At 33.0% G+C, this 1,054-nt stretch carries 2 protein-coding genes and 1 pseudogene; all 3 read right to left on the bottom strand.

From position 1 onward, the window contains the following. A pseudogene (locus tag AC1DJR_RS31120) lies at positions 1–275 on the bottom strand (hypothetical protein); the annotation flags it as partial. A 24-nt stretch (positions 276–299) separates the two neighbouring features. Beyond that, a complete protein-coding gene (locus AC1DJR_RS31115; protein ID WP_002086759.1) occupies positions 300–746 on the bottom strand; it encodes a flavodoxin in 447 nt (148 codons plus the stop codon). After that, on the bottom strand, positions 739–903 hold the full coding sequence (locus tag AC1DJR_RS31110) for a hypothetical protein (RefSeq protein ID WP_002086761.1): 165 nt from the start codon (positions 901–903) through the stop codon (positions 739–741). Before AC1DJR_RS31110 ends, AC1DJR_RS31115 begins: the two co-directional genes overlap by 8 nt. Between the last annotated feature and the right edge of the window lie 151 nt (positions 904–1,054).

Below are 1,054 nucleotides of genomic sequence, written 5' to 3'. Positions count from 1 at the left end.
ATATAGTACTCCGCCTTTGAAGCAAACATATTAATCCTTACTTTTTTCCAATACTTTTCTATTAATATTAAAAGTACAATTTTCGTTTGTTGGCCCGCAGGTAGCGTGTAATATTCATTAATAATTTGATTCACAATCATTTGCGCTATTTGTTGCCATTCAAATGAAGAAGGTTCTCTTCTTTTTATATGACGGAAATAAAATTTATGCGGACAACGCATAAAATCATACAAATGGTAATCTGTCATCGTTTTGATTGAGATTTTCTCATGCAATTGCTCTTCATCTCCCTTCTGCCATTAAGAAAGGTGTTTTACGAATTCAGCTCCAAACTGTAAACATTTTTCTACATCTTCATCTTCTGGCGTTAATTCTACTTTCAATCCTTCTAACACAACTGCTGCCCCGCGCTCCTGCAGCTTTTCTATTAAAATATCAACCGCTACCCCGTATTTCGGATAAGCCGAATCACAAGAACCGAATGCAGCTGCTTTTTTACCAGTTAAGTTAATAGAATCCATTGCATCATAAAAATCTAAAAAATCATCAGGAAGATCACCATCTCCCCAAGTATAAGCACCTAAAATAATCCCGTCATATTGCTCTAATATAGAAGCTTCTGGTGTATCCATAATATCAATTACTTCAATCTCATTTTCTGTTTCACGAATCGCACCCGCAATATGGTCAGCCATTTCCTCTGTATTTCCACTCATACTTGCAAAAATCATTACTAACTTACTCAACTGAACCTCTCCTTTTACCTTGTATCTCTTTTTCTGTTTGAAGTGTACTCTTCTCACCTACATATTCAGAACGAATTACATTTCGTTGCCATTCAATATGCTTATCAACATCTTTATTTTTTAATTCCCTTCGTAAAAGGTGAAATGTTTTTCTCATTAAGGTTCCTCATCTGTTTCATTGATAATAATTATCAACTTCAATTATACCATTAGATTAATTGAAATTGATTATCAAAGTCAATAATTATTTTTTAAAAAATAGTTAAAATGTACAAGCTTGTCCGTTAGCTATTCATATACTATAAATG

The organism is Bacillus sp. 05T31 (assembly GCF_056396725.1).
Note: the sequence above shows the minus strand (reverse complement) of the source record. Positions and strands in the feature narration are given on the sequence as shown.